The organism is Ensifer adhaerens, assembly GCF_000697965.2.
Lineage (GTDB): Bacteria > Pseudomonadota > Alphaproteobacteria > Rhizobiales > Rhizobiaceae > Ensifer > Ensifer adhaerens.
Genome location: NZ_CP015881.1, coordinates 322,676 through 340,474, shown reverse-complemented (window position 1 = coordinate 340,474; position 17,799 = coordinate 322,676). Strand labels below are relative to the sequence as shown.

General features: G+C 64.0%; 11 protein-coding genes. 8 read left to right on the top strand and 3 right to left on the bottom strand.

Annotated elements, in window-relative coordinates:
* The first annotated feature begins 29 nt into the window (after positions 1–29).
* From FA04_RS21205 to FA04_RS21195, 3 genes are all read left to right on the top strand, one after another.
* Positions 30–2,324 (top strand): Orn/Lys/Arg family decarboxylase, encoded by a 2,295-nt coding sequence (locus tag FA04_RS21205; RefSeq protein ID WP_206615374.1) that lies wholly within the window; start codon positions 30–32, stop codon positions 2,322–2,324.
* Positions 2,325–2,346: 22 nt separating this feature from the next.
* Positions 2,347–3,912, top strand: coding sequence for an arginine/agmatine antiporter (gene adiC, locus FA04_RS21200; protein ID WP_051659183.1), 1,566 nt, complete (start codon positions 2,347–2,349; stop codon positions 3,910–3,912).
* A 335-nt stretch (positions 3,913–4,247) separates the two neighbouring features.
* A complete protein-coding gene (locus FA04_RS21195; protein WP_034790160.1) occupies positions 4,248–7,046 on the top strand; it encodes an autotransporter serine protease in 2,799 nt (932 codons plus the stop codon).
* 123 nt (positions 7,047–7,169) lie between these two features.
* On the opposite strand, the gene FA04_RS21190 is transcribed toward FA04_RS21195, so the two are convergent.
* Complete coding sequence (locus FA04_RS21190; protein WP_034790162.1) at positions 7,170–8,108, bottom strand: AraC family transcriptional regulator; 939 nt, start codon at positions 8,106–8,108, stop codon at positions 7,170–7,172.
* A 108-nt stretch (positions 8,109–8,216) separates the two neighbouring features.
* Here FA04_RS21190 and FA04_RS21185 point away from each other — a divergent pair, with 108 nt between their 5' ends.
* Entirely contained in the window at positions 8,217–9,419 is a 1,203-nt protein-coding gene (locus tag FA04_RS21185) for an MFS transporter (protein WP_051659184.1), read from the top strand.
* A gap of 200 nt (positions 9,420–9,619) precedes the next feature.
* Here FA04_RS21185 and FA04_RS21180 read toward each other — a convergent pair whose 3' ends face one another.
* Positions 9,620–10,702, bottom strand: a complete 1,083-nt coding sequence (locus tag FA04_RS21180; protein ID WP_051659185.1) for a DUF930 domain-containing protein — start codon at positions 10,700–10,702, stop codon at positions 9,620–9,622.
* Positions 10,703–11,076: 374 nt separating this feature from the next.
* Here FA04_RS21180 and FA04_RS21175 point away from each other — a divergent pair, with 374 nt between their 5' ends.
* The 4 genes from FA04_RS21175 (at position 11,077) to FA04_RS21160 (ending at position 15,696) form a co-directional block, all read left to right on the top strand.
* Positions 11,077–12,120, top strand: coding sequence for an amino acid ABC transporter substrate-binding protein (locus tag FA04_RS21175; protein WP_034790164.1), 1,044 nt, complete (start codon positions 11,077–11,079; stop codon positions 12,118–12,120).
* Positions 12,121–12,140: 20 nt separating this feature from the next.
* Positions 12,141–13,331, top strand: a complete 1,191-nt coding sequence (locus tag FA04_RS21170; RefSeq protein WP_034790323.1) for an amino acid ABC transporter permease — start codon at positions 12,141–12,143, stop codon at positions 13,329–13,331.
* Complete coding sequence (locus FA04_RS21165) at positions 13,328–14,401, top strand: amino acid ABC transporter permease (RefSeq protein ID WP_034790167.1); 1,074 nt, start codon at positions 13,328–13,330, stop codon at positions 14,399–14,401. Before FA04_RS21170 ends, FA04_RS21165 begins: the two co-directional genes overlap by 4 nt.
* A gap of 80 nt (positions 14,402–14,481) precedes the next feature.
* On the top strand, positions 14,482–15,696 hold the full coding sequence (locus tag FA04_RS21160; protein ID WP_034790169.1) for a TIGR03862 family flavoprotein: 1,215 nt from the start codon (positions 14,482–14,484) through the stop codon (positions 15,694–15,696).
* A gap of 54 nt (positions 15,697–15,750) precedes the next feature.
* Here the strand turns inward: FA04_RS21160 and FA04_RS21155 are convergent, their stop codons facing one another.
* The gene (locus FA04_RS21155) at positions 15,751–17,565 is read right to left on the bottom strand and encodes an ABC transporter ATP-binding protein (protein WP_034790171.1); all 1,815 of its coding nucleotides are present in this window, start codon (positions 17,563–17,565) and stop codon (positions 15,751–15,753) included.
* Positions 17,566–17,799 lie beyond the last annotated feature (234 nt).

The window sequence follows — 17,799 nt, the reverse complement described above, 5'->3', positions numbered from 1 at the left end:
CCGAACTAGAGAGAGGATTGGATATGAGCATGTTAAACAGGGGTCACCGCCGTCTCGGCATGAAAGCACTCGTCCTGGATGACGAAATCAGCGAGGAAAGTGCGGCCGGCCGCGCCGTCCGGTCGCTGATCGCGGAACTGGAGCGCCGCCAGATCGAGGTGGTGACCGCAGAAAGCGCCGATGACGGCATCGCGGTGATCCGGTCGGACCCCGCTCTCCAATGCGTATTGGTCGACTGGGATCTCGGGTCGGACGGCCACGAACAATCGATCGGCGTCGTCGAGGCGCTGCGCAAGCGCAACGGCACCGTTCCGCTGCTGCTGCTCGCCGACCGCAGCGTCGCCTCGTCGGTTCCGGCCGATATCATGGCGAAGGTCGACGATTTCGTCTGGATGCTCGAAGACACGATGGACTTCGTCGGCGGCCGTATCCAGGCGGCAATCGAGCGCTATCGTTCGACCGTGCTGCCGCCGATGTTCAAGGCGCTCGCCCAGTTCTCCCAAGTGCACGAATATTCCTGGCACACGCCCGGACACACCGGCGGCACGGGTTTCCTGAAGTCGCCGCCCGGCCGCGCCTTCTTCGAGTTCTTCGGCGAACCGCTGCTGCGCTCGGATCTCTCGATCTCGGTCGGTGAACTCGGATCTCTGCTCGACCATTCCGGCCCGATCGGCGCCAGTGAAAAATACGCTGCCCGCGTCTTCGGCTCGCACCGCAGCTATCACGTCACCAACGGCTCCTCGACCTCCAACCGCGTCATCCTGATGGCGAGCGTCAGCCGCGACCAGATCGCGCTGTGCGACCGCAATTGCCACAAGTCGGCCGAACACGCGATGACCATGTCGGGCGCCGTGCCGACCTATCTGGTGCCGACCCGGAACCACTACGGCATCATCGGGCCGATCCCGCCGGAACGGCTGACCGCGGTCGCGATCCGCAAGGCGATCGACCAGAACCCGCTTGCCGCGGACCTTTCGGACAAGGAGCCAAAGCACGCCATCATCACCAACTCGACCTATGACGGTCTTTGCTACAACGTAACCCGCGTCGAGGAACTGCTCGGCGCCAGCGTCGACCGCCTGCATTTCGACGAGGCCTGGTACGGCTACGCCCGCTTCAACCCGATCTATCGCGACCGCCACGCAATGCACGGTGATCCGAAGGCGCATACGGCCGACAAGCCGACGGTCTTTGCCACCCAGTCGACGCACAAGCTGCTGGCGGCCCTTTCTCAGGCGTCCTTCATTCACGTACGCGACGGCCGCAAGCCGATCCCGCATGGCATTTTCAACGAGACGTTCATGATGCACGCCTCGACCTCGCCGAACTACGCGATCATTGCCTCGAACGACGTCTCGGCGGCGATGATGGACGGGCCCGGCGGCGCGGCGCTCACCAACGAGTCGATCGAGGAAGCCGTGGCGTTCCGCCTGATGATGTCGCGGCTGGCCAACGACGCGGCAGAGCGCGGCGACTGGTTCTTCGATTGCTGGCAGCCGGATACGGTGCGCGACCCGAAAACCGGCCGCACAAGCCCCTTCCATGAAGCCTCGCCGGAATCCCTCGCGACCGATCCGTCCTGCTGGGTGCTGAAGCCCGGGGCAGCGTGGCACGGCTTCGGCGAGATCGAGGACGGCTATTGCATGCTCGATCCGATCAAGGTCTCGATCGTCACACCGGGTGTTGCGCCCGGCGGCGGGCTGATGCCGGTGGGCATCCCCGCAAGCCTCGTCACCGCCTATCTCGATGCCCGCGGCATCGTTGTCGAGAAGACGACCGACTTCACCATCCTCTTCCTCTTCTCGCTCGGCATCACCAAGGGCAAATGGGGCTCGCTTGTCAGCGCGCTTTGCGACTTCAAGCGCGACTACGACGCCAACCTCACGCTCGAAGTGGCCATCCCGTCGCTGATCGAGGACCACCCGGAACGTTACGCCGGCATGGGTCTCAAGGATCTCGCCGACACAATGTTCCAGGCGATGGACCAACTGAAGACCACCGCCTCCATGGCCGCCGGCTTCTCTGTCCTGCCACATCCGGACCTGAGCCCGGTGCGCGCCTATGAGCGGCTGGTGCGCGGCGAGGTGGAACAGGTGACGCTCGACCATCTGGCCGGCCGCACGGTCGCAACGGGCGTCGTGCCCTATCCGCCCGGCATCCCGCTTCTCATGCCGGGCGAAAACGCCGGGCCTGCCGATGGTCCGGTCCTCGGCTACCTCAAGGCGCTCGAGGCCTATGATCTCCGGTTCCCGGGCTTCACCCATGACACGCACGGGGTGGAGGTCGAGGACGGCCTCTACCGCGTCTATGTGTTGACCCGCTGACCCGGCTTCAGGAGCGAGAACAATGGCTGCTGTCGATACGGCTTCCAAAACCACATCCGCGGGCGTCGCGGAATCCGCCAAGATCGGCCTCGTGCCCGCGACCCTGATGGTCGCGGGCAACATGATGGGCTCCGGCGTCTTCATGCTGCCGGCAAACCTTGCCGCAGTCGGCTCCATCGCCGTCTTCGGATGGCTGATCACGATCGCCGGCGCGATCGCGCTGGCTTTGACCTTCGCCAAGCTCGCGGCGATCGATCCCGCCGCCGGCGGGCCTTACGCCTACACGCGCAAGGCCTTCGGCGACTACATGGGTTACCAGACCAACCTGATCTACTGGCTCGCCAATGTGGTTGGTAACGTCGGCCTTGCGGTCGCCGGTCTCGGCTACCTCACGGCCTTCTTCCCGATGTTGCGCGACCCGCTGGTCTCGGCGCTGGCGCAGGTGGCGCTGATCTGGTTCTTCACCTACGCCAACATCCTCGGCCCGAACGTTGTCGGACGGCTGCAATCCTTCACCACCTCCTTCGCGCTGGTGCCGATCCTCGGCATGGCGATCTTCGGCTGGTTCTGGTTCTCGCCGGCGACCTTCTCCGAGGGCTGGAACGTATCGGGCAAGGACAGCTGGGCGGCGATCATGGCGACGCTCAACTTCACGCTCTGGGCCTTCATCGGTGTCGAAAGCGCGTCGGTCTCGGCGGGCGTCGTGCGCGACCCGCAGCGCAACGTGCCGATCGCAACCGTCGGCGGCGTCATTCTCGCGGCCGTTGCCTATATCCTGTCGTCGACGGTGATCATGGGCATGATCCCGAACAAGGAGCTGATCGCGTCTTCGGCACCTTTCGCAGACGCCGCGCGGTTGGCGCTCGGCGATACAGCAGGTGCCGTCGTTGCGATCTGCGCCGCACTCGGCTGCCTGGGCTCGCTTGCAGGCTGGACGCTGCTCGTCGGTCAGACGGCAAAGGCCGCCGCCGATGACGGCCTCTTCGGCTCGATCTTCGCCAAGGTCAATTCCAAGGGCGTGCCTTCGGCCGGCCTTGCGATCGTTGCCGTGATCATGACTGTGCAGGTCTTCGCCACGATGTCGCCGACCGCCAGCGAGCAGTTCGGCAAGATCGCCTCGATCGCAGTGATCATGACGCTGCTGCCCTATATCTACTCGGCGATCTCCATCAAGGTGCTCGGCTATAAGAAGATGCCGGCAAGCACCTACAACTGGTACGTCATCATCGGCCTCGCGGCCGCGATCTATAGCCTCGTTGCGCTGATCGGTTCCGATGGCGAGCAGACGCGCTGGTCGCTGATCTTCGTGATCTCGACGATCGTCTTCTATTCGGCTGCGATCACCCGCAAGCGCGAGATCGACGAGAAGCACATCGACCCCGGCGGCCACGCCCCGACCTGGATCCGCTATGTCACCGTGACCGTGACGATTGTCGCCCTCGTCGCGCTGTTCTGGGTTTCGGTCGGCCGCCATCGCGCCGAGACGCTGCGCACGCGCTCACCGGTGCCACCGGTGGAAAGCACCGTGCAGCCCGCGCCCGGTTCGCCTGCGGCCGTGCTGCCGGCTGAGAGCCAGCCGGCACAGTGAAACAATGAGGAGGGGCGGTGGATGGATTCACCGCCCTTTCTGACTATCCACCAATCTCGTGGGATCACTGAGCGCGGTGACGCAAATAGCCTTTATGTGCCAACGGGCCGCGCGTCAGAACGCCGTTCGATCGCAGACACGGCATGCAGTCACGATCAGCAAGTGCGACGAACCACACCTCCCGCCATGCGACCAGCAGTCCGACGAAATACGGCAACTGCCGTATTTCGTCGGACGGTTGCCAAGGATAGTTTCGCGCGGCCCGCGTCGTGAACTCCATGTCCTTTCAACGTCTTGCGCGCCCCGCGCCACGTCGCCGGCCATTGGGGACTGCTTTGAACAAGAATTTCCGCACCGCCATCCACCTTACCACGCTGATGCTATCGACCGCCTTGTCATCTGCCGCGCCTGCCGCAGAAGGTGGCGACCCCCGCGATCCGGTGACCTGGCGCACGCCGGAATTCAATACACAATGGGGACTGGCGGCGATCCATGCAGAGTATGCCTACATGCTGGGTTACGACGGCAGCGGCATCAAGGTCGGCGTGGTCGACAGCGGCCTCGACATCACGCATCCGGAATTTGCCGGGCGCTATGCGGAAGGCATTACCTTCAACCCGGACAAGCCGTGGAATTCGGTCGCCGAGGGCCACGGCACCATGGTTTCCTCTGTCATTGCCGCCAATCGCGACGGGGTCGGCATGCATGGTATCGCCCCCGGCGCAACGATCGTCGCCGTGGGGGCGTCGGACAAGCCGGGCTATGTCGATTTCGATGCGACCAATTATGGCATTCGGGCGCTGGTAGATCAGGGCGTGCGGATCATCAACAACAGCTACGGCGGTGGGTTCGCAGGCGAATTGTCTGCCGAACAGTTTGAAGCAGAAATGCCGGGCAATCTCTCCGCCTATCGCTATGCGGCATCCCAGGGGGCGCTCCTGATCTTCGCAAGCGGTAATGCGGGCGGAGCAGAGCCCTCGTTGTTGGCAGGCGCGCCATACCTGTTTCCGGAACTGGAGCCAGGCTTTCTGGCCGTCGTTGCGACCGGCCCCTCGCGCATAGCCAATTGGTCAAACCGATGCGGTCTCAGCATGAATTGGTGCCTCGCAGCACCTGGGGGCGACGATGTCGAGCGATGGGACGAAGAGAAAGGCGAATGGGTATGGGCCAACCCGGAGGGCAATATCATGGTCGCAACGCCCGGCGGCGGCTACTCCAGGAAAACCGGCACGTCGCTTGCGGCCCCTTTCGTTGCGGGCACGGCAGCCTTGGTTGCAGAGGCTTTTCCTTACATGACGATGCACCAGGTGCGGCAGGTCTTGCTGGGGACGGCGACCGATTCCGGTGATCCGGGCGTTGACGCAATCTTCGGCTATGGCCTCGTCAGCGCCGGCAGGGCGGTGCGTGGCCCGGGCAAGTTCGACTGGGGCGATTTTCACGCGGGCGTCCCCGACGGCCAGAGCAGCTGGTCGAACGACATCACGGGCCAAGGTGGCCTGATCAAATCAGGCGATGGCGTGCTAATGCTGCACGGGTACAATACATATCAAGGCGACACGCGCGTAGACGGTGGTGTGCTGGCGATCAGCGGTAGCGTCGCCTCAGACAGCTTCGTCGGCGAAAAAGGCACCCTCTCCGGCAATGGCGTGATCCACGGCAACTTAGACAATGCGGGTGCCGTGATAGCAGGCTGGGGTCGGGACGGTGGGACTCTCACCGTCGAAGGTGACTATCGCCAGAGAGCGGGAGCGGGCTTGCTCGTCCATCTCGATGCGCCTGACGGCACAAGCCGACTGGACGTCACCGGTACCGCGGCAGTCGCCGGGGTGGTCGACGTCAAGGTGCCCCCGGAAAACTACAAGGGTGATGGCCGCCACACCATCCTCTCCGCAGCCGGTGGCGTGACGGGCCGCTTCGAGGACGATTGCGGCTGTTACGCGTTCCTCGATCTCGCGCTCGCCTACGACCCGACCACCGTCTATCTCGATGTCGCCCGCAACGGCGTCGCCTTCGCGGATATTACGGCAACCCCCAACGGGGCAGCCGCTGCTCGAGCGATCGAGCGCCTCGGCCTTGGCCGATCGCTGCATGATCTCGCGGTGACCCTTGATGCCGGCACCGCCGCCGATCTTTTCGGTCAGCTGCCCGGCGAAGTCTACGGCTCGACCGTGACCGGCCTGATCGAGAACAGCCAGATGATCGGCAACCAGATGAACGACCGGCTACGCTCAACCTTCGAAACGGTCGGCGCGAAGGCGCGGCCGATCGTGGCCACCGATGACCTCACGACCGGGTCGATCGCGGCCACGGGGCAGTCGGGGGCCTGGGGCTCGGCCTTCGGCGCCTGGGGCCATACGGATAGCGACGGCAACGCCGCCGAGTTATCACGTTCCACCGGCGGCCTCGTCGCCGGTCTGGACGGCCTCGTTTACGATGACTGGAGGCTCGGTTTCCTCGCCGGCTACAGTTCGTCGAGCTTCAAGGTCGACGACCGCCGTTCGTCGGCCTCCAGCGACAACTATCACCTCGGCGTCTATGGCGGCACGCAGTGGGGCGCCCTGTCGTTCCGCTCCGGCCTTGCCTATACGTGGAGCGAAATCGACAGTAGCCGCAATGTGTTGTCGCCGGCGCTCGTCGACAGCCTGACCGCCGATTACCGCGCTGGCACCACCCAAGTGTTCGGCGAAGTCGGCTATGGCCTGGAGGCGGGCAGTCTTTCCTTCGAGCCCTTTGCCAATCTCGCCTATGTCAACGTGCATACGGACGGCTTCACGGAGAAGGGGGGCGCAGCGGCCCTGTCTGTGCGCGGCGACTCCGACGACATGACCTTCACCACGCTCGGCCTGCGGCTCGCCACCGATTTCGATCTTGGAACAGCAAAAGCGACGGCCCGCGGCCTCATTGGTTGGCGACACGCCTATGGCGACGTTACACCAGCCGTCGTTCAGGCGTTTTCCGGCAGCGACGCCTTTTCCGTCGCCGGCGCACCGATCGCGCGCGACAGCGCCCTCATCGAGGCTGGCGTCGATTTTGCCATCACTCCGGCGGCAACGCTTGGCATCGCCTATCAGGGGCAAATCGCCTCGACGGCTCGCGATCACGGCGTCCGGGCCGATCTCGCCATCAGGTTCTAGAGCATGTCGCGCAAAAGTGCGCAGCGGCTTTGCGACTACGACATGCGACAGATCAATCACCTAAAGCGCACGGAGTGGATCTGAAAGATCGCGGCGCGCTTTAGTGTCCTCCAGCCGCGTCGTTCACGAAGCGATCTGCTCGGACGGGGGCATCAGGTTTCGTGAATGGCTCGGCGGCGCGCCCATGATCTTGCGGAAGGCGCGGCTGAAGGACGCCTCGGAATCATAACCGAGCCGGTTGGCGACATGGGCGACCCGTTTTCCTTCGCGCAGCCACTGATGCGCTTGGTGCATGCGCATGCGTGCCACGTAGCGGGCCGGTGTCTCACCGACCGTATCGGCGAAGCGCTGGGCAAAACCGGAGCGCGACGCCCCCATGAGCTTTGCCAGTTCCGGCACCGTCCAGTCCTTCGTCGGGTCGAGATGGATGGCGGCGAGCACCCGGCCCACCTCCGGATGGCGCACGGCGGCAAGCCAGCCGGTTGACGTGCCGCAACCGTGTTCCACCCAGGCGCGGATGATCGTGGCGGTCAGCACGTCGGCAAGGCGCGCCAGGATACCGCCCGCACCGACGCGCTGCATCGCGGCCTCCCGCGTCATGGTATCGAGAAGCGACGGGATCGACGGCTCGCTCTTGGCAAGATCGCTGGTGCGCATGACCGACGGCATCAGCTGCAAAAGCGGATGCAGGCGGTCGACGTTGAATTGCATCACTGCGAAGAACAGCAGGTTCTGGCTGTCCGAGTTGGGGCACTGCACATCGACGATGCCGTCGCAAAGCTGCCGTTTCGGCAGGTCGCGGATCGATATCGTCGGCAGGCCGGGCTTGCTCGCGAGCACATGCGCATCGCCCCGCGGCAACAGCACGGCATCCCCGGGCGTCAACTCCATCCACGAACCATCTGGCGATTGCAGATGGGCGGAACCGGAGGCAAGAAAATGAAATCGTGCCGGTTCCTGTTCGGGATAGGAGGTCGCCCATGGCGCGCAGGGCTGGCAGCGCCCATATTCGACACCGTCGAGCCTGAGGCCGCGCAGGATCTCCGTCAGCGCATCGCTCATACTACATCTCACCTTTGGACAAACAGCACAGTGTTTTGGATTTTCTAGCATAGAAACTCCAGAGAGCCATGCATATTTTCATCATCACATGCAATGGAGATGAAAGTCATGGATGGTATTGTCGCCAAGCCCACGGGACAGGCGGATGAACGGGACAAGCCCTTGTGGGCGGCTGTCGTTTCCCTGTCGCTCGGGGTCTTCGGCCTGGTCACGGCAGAGTTTCTGCCGGCAAGTCTGCTGACGCCGATGTCGGCGGATCTCGGCGTGACCGTCGGCGCCGCCGGCCAGTCGGTCACCACGACGGCCGTGGTCGCGGCCATCGCCGGCCCAGCGATCGTCGTCTATACCGGACGTTTCGACCGCCGCAACGTGCTCTTGTCCCTAACCGCGCTGCTCATCGTTTCCAGCCTGATCGCCGGTTTCGCGTCCAGCCTTTCGATGCTGCTCGTCGCCCGTTTCCTCCTCGGCATCGGCCTTGGCGGTTTCTGGGCGCTGTCTTTGGCGCTCGCCATGCGGCTCGTTCCCGGCCGGCTGATGCCGCGGGCGATGGCGATCGTGATGTCCGGCGTTTCAATCGCAACCGTCTGCGCGGCCCCGGTCGGCGCCTGGATCGGCGCGACGCTCGGCTGGCGCTACGCCTTCCTGCTTGCCGCCGCCGTCGGGATCGTCACCTTCATCGTCCAGGCGCTAACGGTTCCGCGCCTGCCTCCCATCGGCACAACCGGCCTCGACACGATCCTCAACGTCCTGAAGCGCCCGGCGATCCGGCTCGGCCTTGCGACCATCCTCTTGGTCGTCACCGGCCACTTTGCCGGCTTCACCTATGTCCGCCCGTTCCTTGAACAGGTGCCGCAGTTCGGCGTCGAGGCGATAACCGCGATCCTGCTCGCCTTCGGCATCGGCGGCTTCTTCGGCAACATTGCCGGCGGCTTCCTCGCCGAGCGCAGCACGCGGCTCTCGATGATGTCGGCGGCCGCCGGCGTCGCTGCCACCACGCTGGTCCTGGCCCTGGCGGGCGCGCTGCCGGCCGTCGCCATCGTCGCCACGGCGGCCTGGGGCTTCGCCTTCGGCGCCCTGCCGGTCAGCGTCCAGTCGTTCCTGAGCCGTGCGGCCGGTGATGAGGCCGAAGGTGCTGGAGCGGCGACGCTCACCACCTTCCAGATCGCCATTTCCACCGGGGCGATCCTCGGCGGCCTCCTTGTCGAACTGCAGGGCCCGGCCGGCGTCTTCCTCTTTGCGGCGGTTGCCGCGATGCTCGGCACCTCACTGGTTTCGGTCTATCGCGAGCGGGCTCTTCAACCGGCGGAGTAACAACATCCGCGCCAGCTTGGTGCGAGAGTGGCAACTCGCACTCGCGCCTGCCGGGCTCGGAAGAGTCCGGCAGGCAAGAATGTTCTAGGTGCAGCGCGGCGATCCGTGACGTCTGGCAACAGGCGCTGCACGCAGTGGGGCGCTGTTGCGGAAGGGGGTTTGGTCAGGACAACGACATGCCCCCATCCGTGTCGGAAGGATCAATTCCCCGGAAGCCGCCGCTCCTTCCAGGCAGCTTTCGGCACTTCGCCACCGATGGCAATGCTGAAGGAGGTCACTTCGGTCGCATCTTCATTGACGACGCAATTGAAGTCGACGTCGTACCAGTTCGATTTGTTCTGGTAGGCCCCACCGCTGGCGTCCATACGGTTTTTGGCGATGAAGCCACCCCTCGGCCCGAAGGGCACCAGTCCTTCGGGCGGGGTATCCGGCCGCTGGCTGCGGATCTGTTCCAGCGCCTCGAGATTGCACAGTTGCAGGATCCGCCTCTTGACCGGCAGGTTGATCAGGGCCTGTTTCACCCGCGGATCGGCAATCGATTTTGCAGAATAAAGTTCTTTTGCTTTCGTCAATTTGCTTGGAACGGGCTTGAGTTCGACCTTTGCCGCAGCATCGGCCGGCTTTGCCTTTGCCGTCCCGTCTTCCGATTTGACCGTCTGCGGCTTGGCGTCAGGCGTTTCTTTTGCTTCAGGCTTGGCTTCGGCTACCGTCGCCGCTGCCTTTTCATCCGCCTTCTGTGTGGCGCTGTCAGTGGATCTCGCAGGCACGGCAAGCGTTGACGGGGGTTTCGGTTCCTTGACCGGTTCTTTTTTCTCGGTCGAGGACACGGTTGCCGGCTTATCCGCCGGCTTTGCCTTGTCATCCACCGCCTTTGCCGGCTCGGACGCCTCCGTCTTTTTCTCCGTCTCGCGCGCAGCCGGCGGAAGCTCTGCCTCCTTGTTGTCCTGCTTGGTCTTGGCCATGGCCGAGGCGAAGGATTGCGGCAGTTGCTGCGCCGGCTTGGGTTGCGGCTTCGGGTCTGCCTTCGGCTGGGGCTTGGGTTTGGGCTGCGGCTTTGGCTGTTCAGCCTTCTTCTCTTCGCCCTTTTTCGGCCCCGCCTTCTTCTGCTCTGCCTGTTTCTGCTCGGCCTTCTTCGGCTCCTTCGCCTCTGCTGGCGGCGGAACGAGCTCGACGTTGACGGTCTGCTCCTTCGGCGGCGTCGGCAGCTCGAAGGGCAGATCGTACAAAAGAAAAAGGGCTACGACGAGGTGCAGGGCGACCGACACCGGCGCGCCCCATCCCATCCGTTCCCGCCAATTTCCCGCAAAAAGCTGCATCGCCAAGGAGATAAACCAATCGACGGGCGGAACCTAGGAGCTTCCGCCGATCTCAACAAGAGGCATAGGCCTGCATATGCAGCCGGAGGTTCGCGCTGCAGCTTGCGGGCCATCGATCGTGGGCGAATGAAATTGACGCCTTCGGGGGTCGCCGCCATCAATCGCTGGCTTCTTGTCAAAAACGTTCCCGGCAAAAACGAGGCGGCGAAATCTGTTTCGGGCCACGCGCCAATTTCGCACAAAAATACCTATTATATAATTTCTATAGATTTAATTTTTACTCACGCCCGAACGGCTTCGCCCGGTGGCGCAATGACATTCTTTTGGCTTTGGGGACCCTCATGCAGCGAACTTCCACTCACCGAAAACTTTTCACAAAAGCCTTTGCCGCGACGGCAGCGCTGGCGGCGGGCCTCATCGCCACCTCGGCGCTTGCCGGCGAAACGCTTGACAAGATCAAGGCGCGCGGCGTCATCAAGGTCGGCGTCGGCACCACGCCGGGCTTCTTCTCACCCGACAGCAACGGCCGCTGGCAGGGCTTCTTCGTCGATTTCGGCCGCGCCATCGCCATCACCGTCTTCAACGATGCCGAAAAGGTCGAGTTCACCAACTCGTCGCCGCAGCAGCGCTTGCCGGCGCTGCAGTCCGGCGAGTTCGACATCCTGCTGTCCGGCGTGACCCAGACGGTGAGCCGCGCCTTCAAGCTTGGCTTCCACTTCGGCCCCGTCGTCTTCTACGACGGCCAGGGACTGCTGGTGCGCAAGGACCTTGGCGTAGCCAAGGGCGAGGAACTCGACGGCGCGACGATCGGTGTCCAGAGCGGCACGACCGGCGAACTCAACATCGCCGACTTCTTCCGCAAGACCGGCAAGGCCTTCACGCCGGTCACGATCGAGGAAACCGGCGAGTTCCTGAAGGCGCTCGACTCGGGCCGCGTCGACGCCCTGACCCAGGACGCGACCGACCTTGCGGCCAAGCGCACCCAGCTTTCCAAGCCCGACGATTACGTGCTTCTGCCCGAGCGCCTGTCGAAGGAGCCCTTGGCGCCGGCGATCCGCGCCGGTGACGACCAGTGGCTCGAAATCGTCAACTGGACGGTCTACGCGACGATCCAGGCCGAAGAGTTCGGCATCACCAAGGAGAACGTCGACACGTTCCTTGCGAGCGAGGATCCGGCGATCAAGCGCTTCCTCGGCGTCGATCCTTCGCTCGGCGAAGCGATCGGCCTTGATCCGAAATTCGCCTACAACATCGTCAAGACCGTCGGCAACTACGGCGAGATCTTCGAGCGCAACGTCGGCAAGGGCACGCCGCTCAACTTCGAGCGCGGCTACAACCAGCCCTGGACGGCCGGCGGCCTGCTCTATTCGCCGCCGTTCCGTTGAGCCGTTTCATGGTCCTTCCCATGACACGCCAACTCCAACCGGGCCCTTCGGGGCCCGGACCCGTCTCGCGCCTCCTGTCCTGGATCGGACCGCTGTCTTTGCAGCAAGGCCTGCTCTTTGTCGGCGTGCTGCTGCTCTTTGCCTTTCTCGGCCAGAACACCGCCGAGAGCATGCACCGCATGGGACTGACGCCGGGCTTTGCCTTCCTCTCCCATCAGGCCAATTTCGAGATCGGCGAAAGCGTTCTTCCTTACGCGGCCGGCGACAGCTACGCCCGGGCGCTTGCCGCCGGCATCGCCAATACCGTCAAGGTCGCGCTCGTCGGATGTCTGCTTGCAACCGTGCTCGGTGTCGCACTCGGCATCTTCAGGCTGTCCGGCAATCTGCTGCTAGCGACCTTCGCCCATGGCTATGTCGAGCTTCTGCGCAACACGCCTTTGTTGCTGCAACTGTTCCTGTGGAGTGCGATCATCCGCGCGCTTCCGCCGCCGCGCGGCGCCTATACGTTTCTGGGCAGCGTCTACCTCAGCAATCGCGGCGTCTTTCTGCCCTCGCTTTCGGTCGACGGTCTGCCGGCCTCCGTATGGCTGCCCGCGGTGCTCCTGACCGTCTTCGCGGCACTCGTCATTTCCAGGCGCCTGCTGGCGGGCGCGACGTTCTATCTGCCGAAAACCGCCGGCACCGTACTCGGCGCGTTGGCAATCTTCTATTTCGCTCTCGTATCCCTCGGCTTCAGCGCATCGGTCGAAGTGCCTGCCAAGGGCGGCTTCAACATTCGCGGCGGCCTATCGCTGACCCCGGAATTCGCCGCGCTGCTGATCGGCCTCGTCGTCAATGCCTCCGCTTCGATTTCCGAGATCGTGCGCAGCGGCATCCAGTCGGTGGCATCGGGTCAATGGGAAGCCGCTCGCGCACTCGGGCTGAAGCCCGCGCAGATCATGCGCCTCGTCGTACTGCCGCAGGCGCTTCGGGTGATCACGCCGCTGATGATTTCGAGCTTTCTCGATCTGACCAAGAATTCGAGCCTCGCGGTCGCAATTGGTTACCCCGATCTCGTCAGCGTCGCCAACACGACGGCCAACACCACCGGTCAGGCTCTAGAAGCGATCATCATCATCGGCGTCGTCTACCTGACGATCAGTCTTGCGGTTTCGGCCCTCATGAACCTCTACAACCGGCGCGTCGTTCTGCGCGGAGAAGGAAAACGATGAGCCAGATCGAACTTGCGCCGCCGGTCGCGCCCGACTGGCACCGCTGGCGTGAAGGCCTCTTCAACGGTTGGGCCAATGGCCTCGTCACGCTGGCGACGCTCGCCGCAATCCTCTGGATTGCACTTCCCTTTGTCCGCTGGGCCGTCATCGATGCCGTCTGGACCGGCACCGCGGCCGATTGCGCCACGGAAACGGCGGGCGCCTGCTGGGCGTTTGTCGGCGCCAAGTTTCGTTTCATGCTCTTCGCCTTTTTCCCGCCGCCGCTGCAATGGCGCCCGGCGCTGGTGATCGCCCTCATTGCTGCGCTCCTGACCGTCTCCGCCATTCCCCGTTTCTGGAGCTTCCGCCTGGTGCCGGTCTGGTTGCTGGCGCTCGTCGGCATCTGGCTGCTGATGGCGGGGACGTCGGGCTTGGAACCGGTCTCGACCAATCATTGGGGCGGGCTGCCGATCACGCTCACAGTCTCGATCGCTGGCCTTGCCTTCGCCTTTCCGATCGCGCTGCTGCTGGCGCTTGCCCGCCAGTCGGACATGGGGCTCGTGCGCTCCCTGGCCATTGCCTTCATCGAAGTGCTGCGCGGTGTGCCGATGATCGCCGTGCTCTATGTCGCCATGCTGATCGTGCCGATGGCGCTACCGAGCGGCGCGGCCATCGACAAGCTGCTTCGGGCGCAGATCGGCGTCACCCTGTTCTTCTCGGCCTACCTCGCCGAGATCATCCGCGCCGGATTGCAGGTGATCCCGGCGGGTCAGAAGGAGGCGGCGCTGTCGCTTGGCCTCAGCCGGATCCAGATGCTCCGGCTGGTGGTGCTGCCGCAGGCGCTGCGAGCTGTCATCCCGGCCATCGTCAACCTGTCGATCGGCATCGTGCTCAACACCTCGCTGCTTGCGGTCATCGGCATCTACGATCTGCTCAATGCCGCCAAGACCTCGGCCACCGATCCCGCCTGGCTCGGCTTTTACAGCGAGGCCTATATCTTCGCGGCATTGGTCTATTTCGCCATCTGCTTTTCCGGTTCGCGTTACAGCCTGTGGCTGGAGAAGAAGCTCAACGGCGCCCATCGCCGATAGCGGCATCTGACGGGGGTTGCGTGCCACGCGCCGCCGGGCCAAGAGTGCGCCGAAGCGAAATCTGTGACCGGGCAAAGCGCATGGGACAAAAGAACATCGCCGTCATTGGCGGCGGACCGAGCGGCTTGATGGCCGCCGAGGTGCTGTCCGAGCGCGGCCACGCGGTCACCGTCTATGACAGCATGCCGACGGTCGCGCGCAAATTTCTGCTGGCCGGCAAGTCGGGCCTGAACATCACCCATTCGGAGCCCTATACGGCCTTTGCGGAGCGCTTCGGCAATGCCTCGCCGCGATTGCGTGCGGCGCTGGACGCCTTCACGCCCGATGACATCAGGCAATGGGCGGCAGACCTCGGAACCAGGACCTTCGTCGGCTCCTCGGGCCGTGTCTTCCCGGAGGTGATGAAGGCGTCGCCGCTCCTGCGCGCCTGGCTCAAGTCGCTGGAAAGCCGAGGCGTTCGTATCCTGACGCGGCACCACTGGACTGGCTTTGAAGGCAAAGCACCCGCGTTCGATACCCCGGACGGCAAGACGCTTGTCAGCGCAGATGCGACTCTGCTCGCCCTCGGCGGCGCCAGCTATCCGCGTCTCGGGTCGGATGCCGCCTGGGTTTCCTGGCTGGAACAGAGGGACGTGTCTGTCGCCAAATTCCAGCCCGCCAATTGCGGCTTCGACGTCGACTGGAGCGAGACCTTCCGCGATCGCTTTGCTGGCGCCGCGCTGAAGGGCGTCACCGCAACGTCGGAAGCCGGCACCGTCCCGGGCGAATTCGTCATCAGCAGGACCGGCATCGAAGGCAGTCTCGTCTATGCGCACACGAGCGCGCTCAGGGACCGGCTGTCGCGCGGCGAACTGGCCGACCTGGTGGTCGACCTCACCCCGGGACGTGCCGTCGGGAAATTGGCAAAAGACCTTGGCCGCCTCGACACCAAGACCAGCTTTTCCAACCGCCTGCGCAAGGGGGCCGGGCTCGAAGGAGTGAAAGCGGCGCTGCTGCGTGAGGTTTCGCCTGATGCCGCGCGCTTGCCGCCTCCAGAACTTGCGGCCTTGATCAAGGCGTTGCCAATCCCGCTCATCCGCCCACGCCCGATCGCCGAGGCCATCTCCTCCGCCGGCGGCATCGCCTGGTCCGCGATCGATGACGAATACATGTTAAGAGCGCTGCCCGGCACCTTCGTCGCCGGCGAAATGATCGATTGGGAAGCGCCGACCGGGGGCTATCTGCTGACCGCCTGCTTTGCCACAGGGCGTGCGGCGGCTCGCGGCCTCGATCGTTGGCTTAACCGGCCAGCATAAAAGATCGCCGCGCCTTTGGCAGGCGCGGCGATGGTTTCAGGTGGCGTCAAAGCCTTACTGGTCGTTCAGCACCAACCCCTTGGTCAGCTCCAGCGCCTGGCGCTCGAAGAGACCGCGGTAGATGCCACCGTCGAGGCGGATCAGCGCGTCGTGCGTGCCCTCCTCGGCAATCCGGCCGTGGTCGAAGACCAGCAGCCGGTCGAGCGCCCGCACCGTCGAGAGCCGGTGCGCGATGACGAGCGTCGTGCGCCCCAGCATCAGCCGCTCCATCGCCTGCTGGATCAGCACTTCCGATTCCGAATCGAGGCTCGATGTCGCCTCGTCGAGGATCAGGATCGGTGCGTCCGCGAGGAACGCGCGGGCAATTGCGATGCGCTGGCGCTCGCCGCCCGAGAGCTTGACCCCGCGTTCGCCCACCAGCGTGCCGTAACCTTTCGGCAGAGCCGTGATGAAGTCGTGGGCGCTCGCAAGCCTTGCCGCCTTCTCGATCTCGCTCTGCGTGGCGTCCGGCCGCGCATAGGCGATGTTCTCCGACAGAGAGCGATGGAACAGGATCGGCTCCTGCTGGACGATCGCGATCTGCTGGCGCAGCGACGTCTGCGTCACCGATGCGATGTCCTGACCATCGATCCGGATCTCGCCGGCCTTCAGGTCATGCAGACGCTGGATCAGCTTGACGAAGGTCGTCTTGCCCGAACCTGAGTGCCCGACAAGACCGACGCGTTCGCCCTCCCGGATCGTCACCGAGAAGCGGTCGTAGAGCGGCTTGCGGTGCGCACCGTAGTGGAACGTCACATCCTTGAACTCGATGCGGCCGTCGGTGATGCGGATCGGCTTGGCATCCGCCTTGTCGTCGATGCCGAGCGACTGGCCATGGATGTCGACAAGCTCTTCCATGTCGTTGATCGAGCGCTGCAGGTTGCGGATGTGCTGCCCGACTTCACGCAGGTAACCCTGCAGGATGAAGAACGAGGTAAGCACGAAGGTGATGTCGCCGGCCGTCGCCTGGCCATTCGACCAGAGGAACAGCGCAAAGCCGATCACCGCCGCGCGCAGGATGAGCAGCATGGCGCCCTGCGACGTGCCGTTGGTCGTGCCGCGGATCCAGGTGCGGCGCGTGCGGTCACGCCATTTGGCGAGCACCTTGGCAAGGCGTGCGTCCTCGCGGCTTTCGCCGCCAAAACCCTTGACGACGATGTTGCAGCTCACGGCGTCGGCGAGCGCCCCGCCGAGCTTGGTGTCCCACCGGTTGGCAAGGCTTGCCATCGGCGCGACGTAACCGAGCGACAGCACGATCGTCATCAGAATGAAGACGATCGACCCGATACCGATGATGACGCCCATCATCGGCCAGTAGAACGACATCAGGATTGTCGATCCGACCAGCATCACGACGGACGGAAACAGGGCGACGAGCAAGGTGTCGTTCAAGAGATCGAGCGCCCACATGCCGCGCGTCACCTTGCGAACCGTCGATCCGGCAAAGCTGTTGGCATGCCAGTCGGTCGAGAAGCGCTGGATGCGGTAGAAGGCAGCCGACGCGATGTCGGTCATCATCTTGAGGGTCAGATCGGTGACCCCCAGGAAGGTGAGGTGCCTGAGAATGATCGCGCCGAGCGACAGCGCCATCAGCATCCAGAAGGCGGCAAGCGCCGCATCCCAGGCAAGCTGATCGGTCGCCACACCGGAAACGACGGCATCGACGAGCCGGCCCGAATAGAGCGGCGTCAGGACGTCAGCGAGGGTCGACAAGAGAACCATGCCGAGAATGACGCTGATGCGCAGCGGCTGCGCTTTCCAGTGAGACCAGGTGAATCCAAGAACGCTGCGGAACGCACCGCCGCGCAGGTCAATACGAGTAAAAGCCATAACAATCGCCCGATGCGCGACGCATCGGCCTCAAACAAGATCAGAATGGAATATGCCGTTAAAAGGAACCCAGCTTCCGATGCGGCATCATTGGAGTGACCAAATCCTCCGGAGAGGAAGGGCCAAGGTCAGCGAAACGAAATCCGACCTGGAAAAGACGAAAAGGCGAAAATGCCCTTCCCGGCCCAGTTCAAGACTGCACGCCGCCCCGTAGGGAGAAAGAAAAAGCTGGCA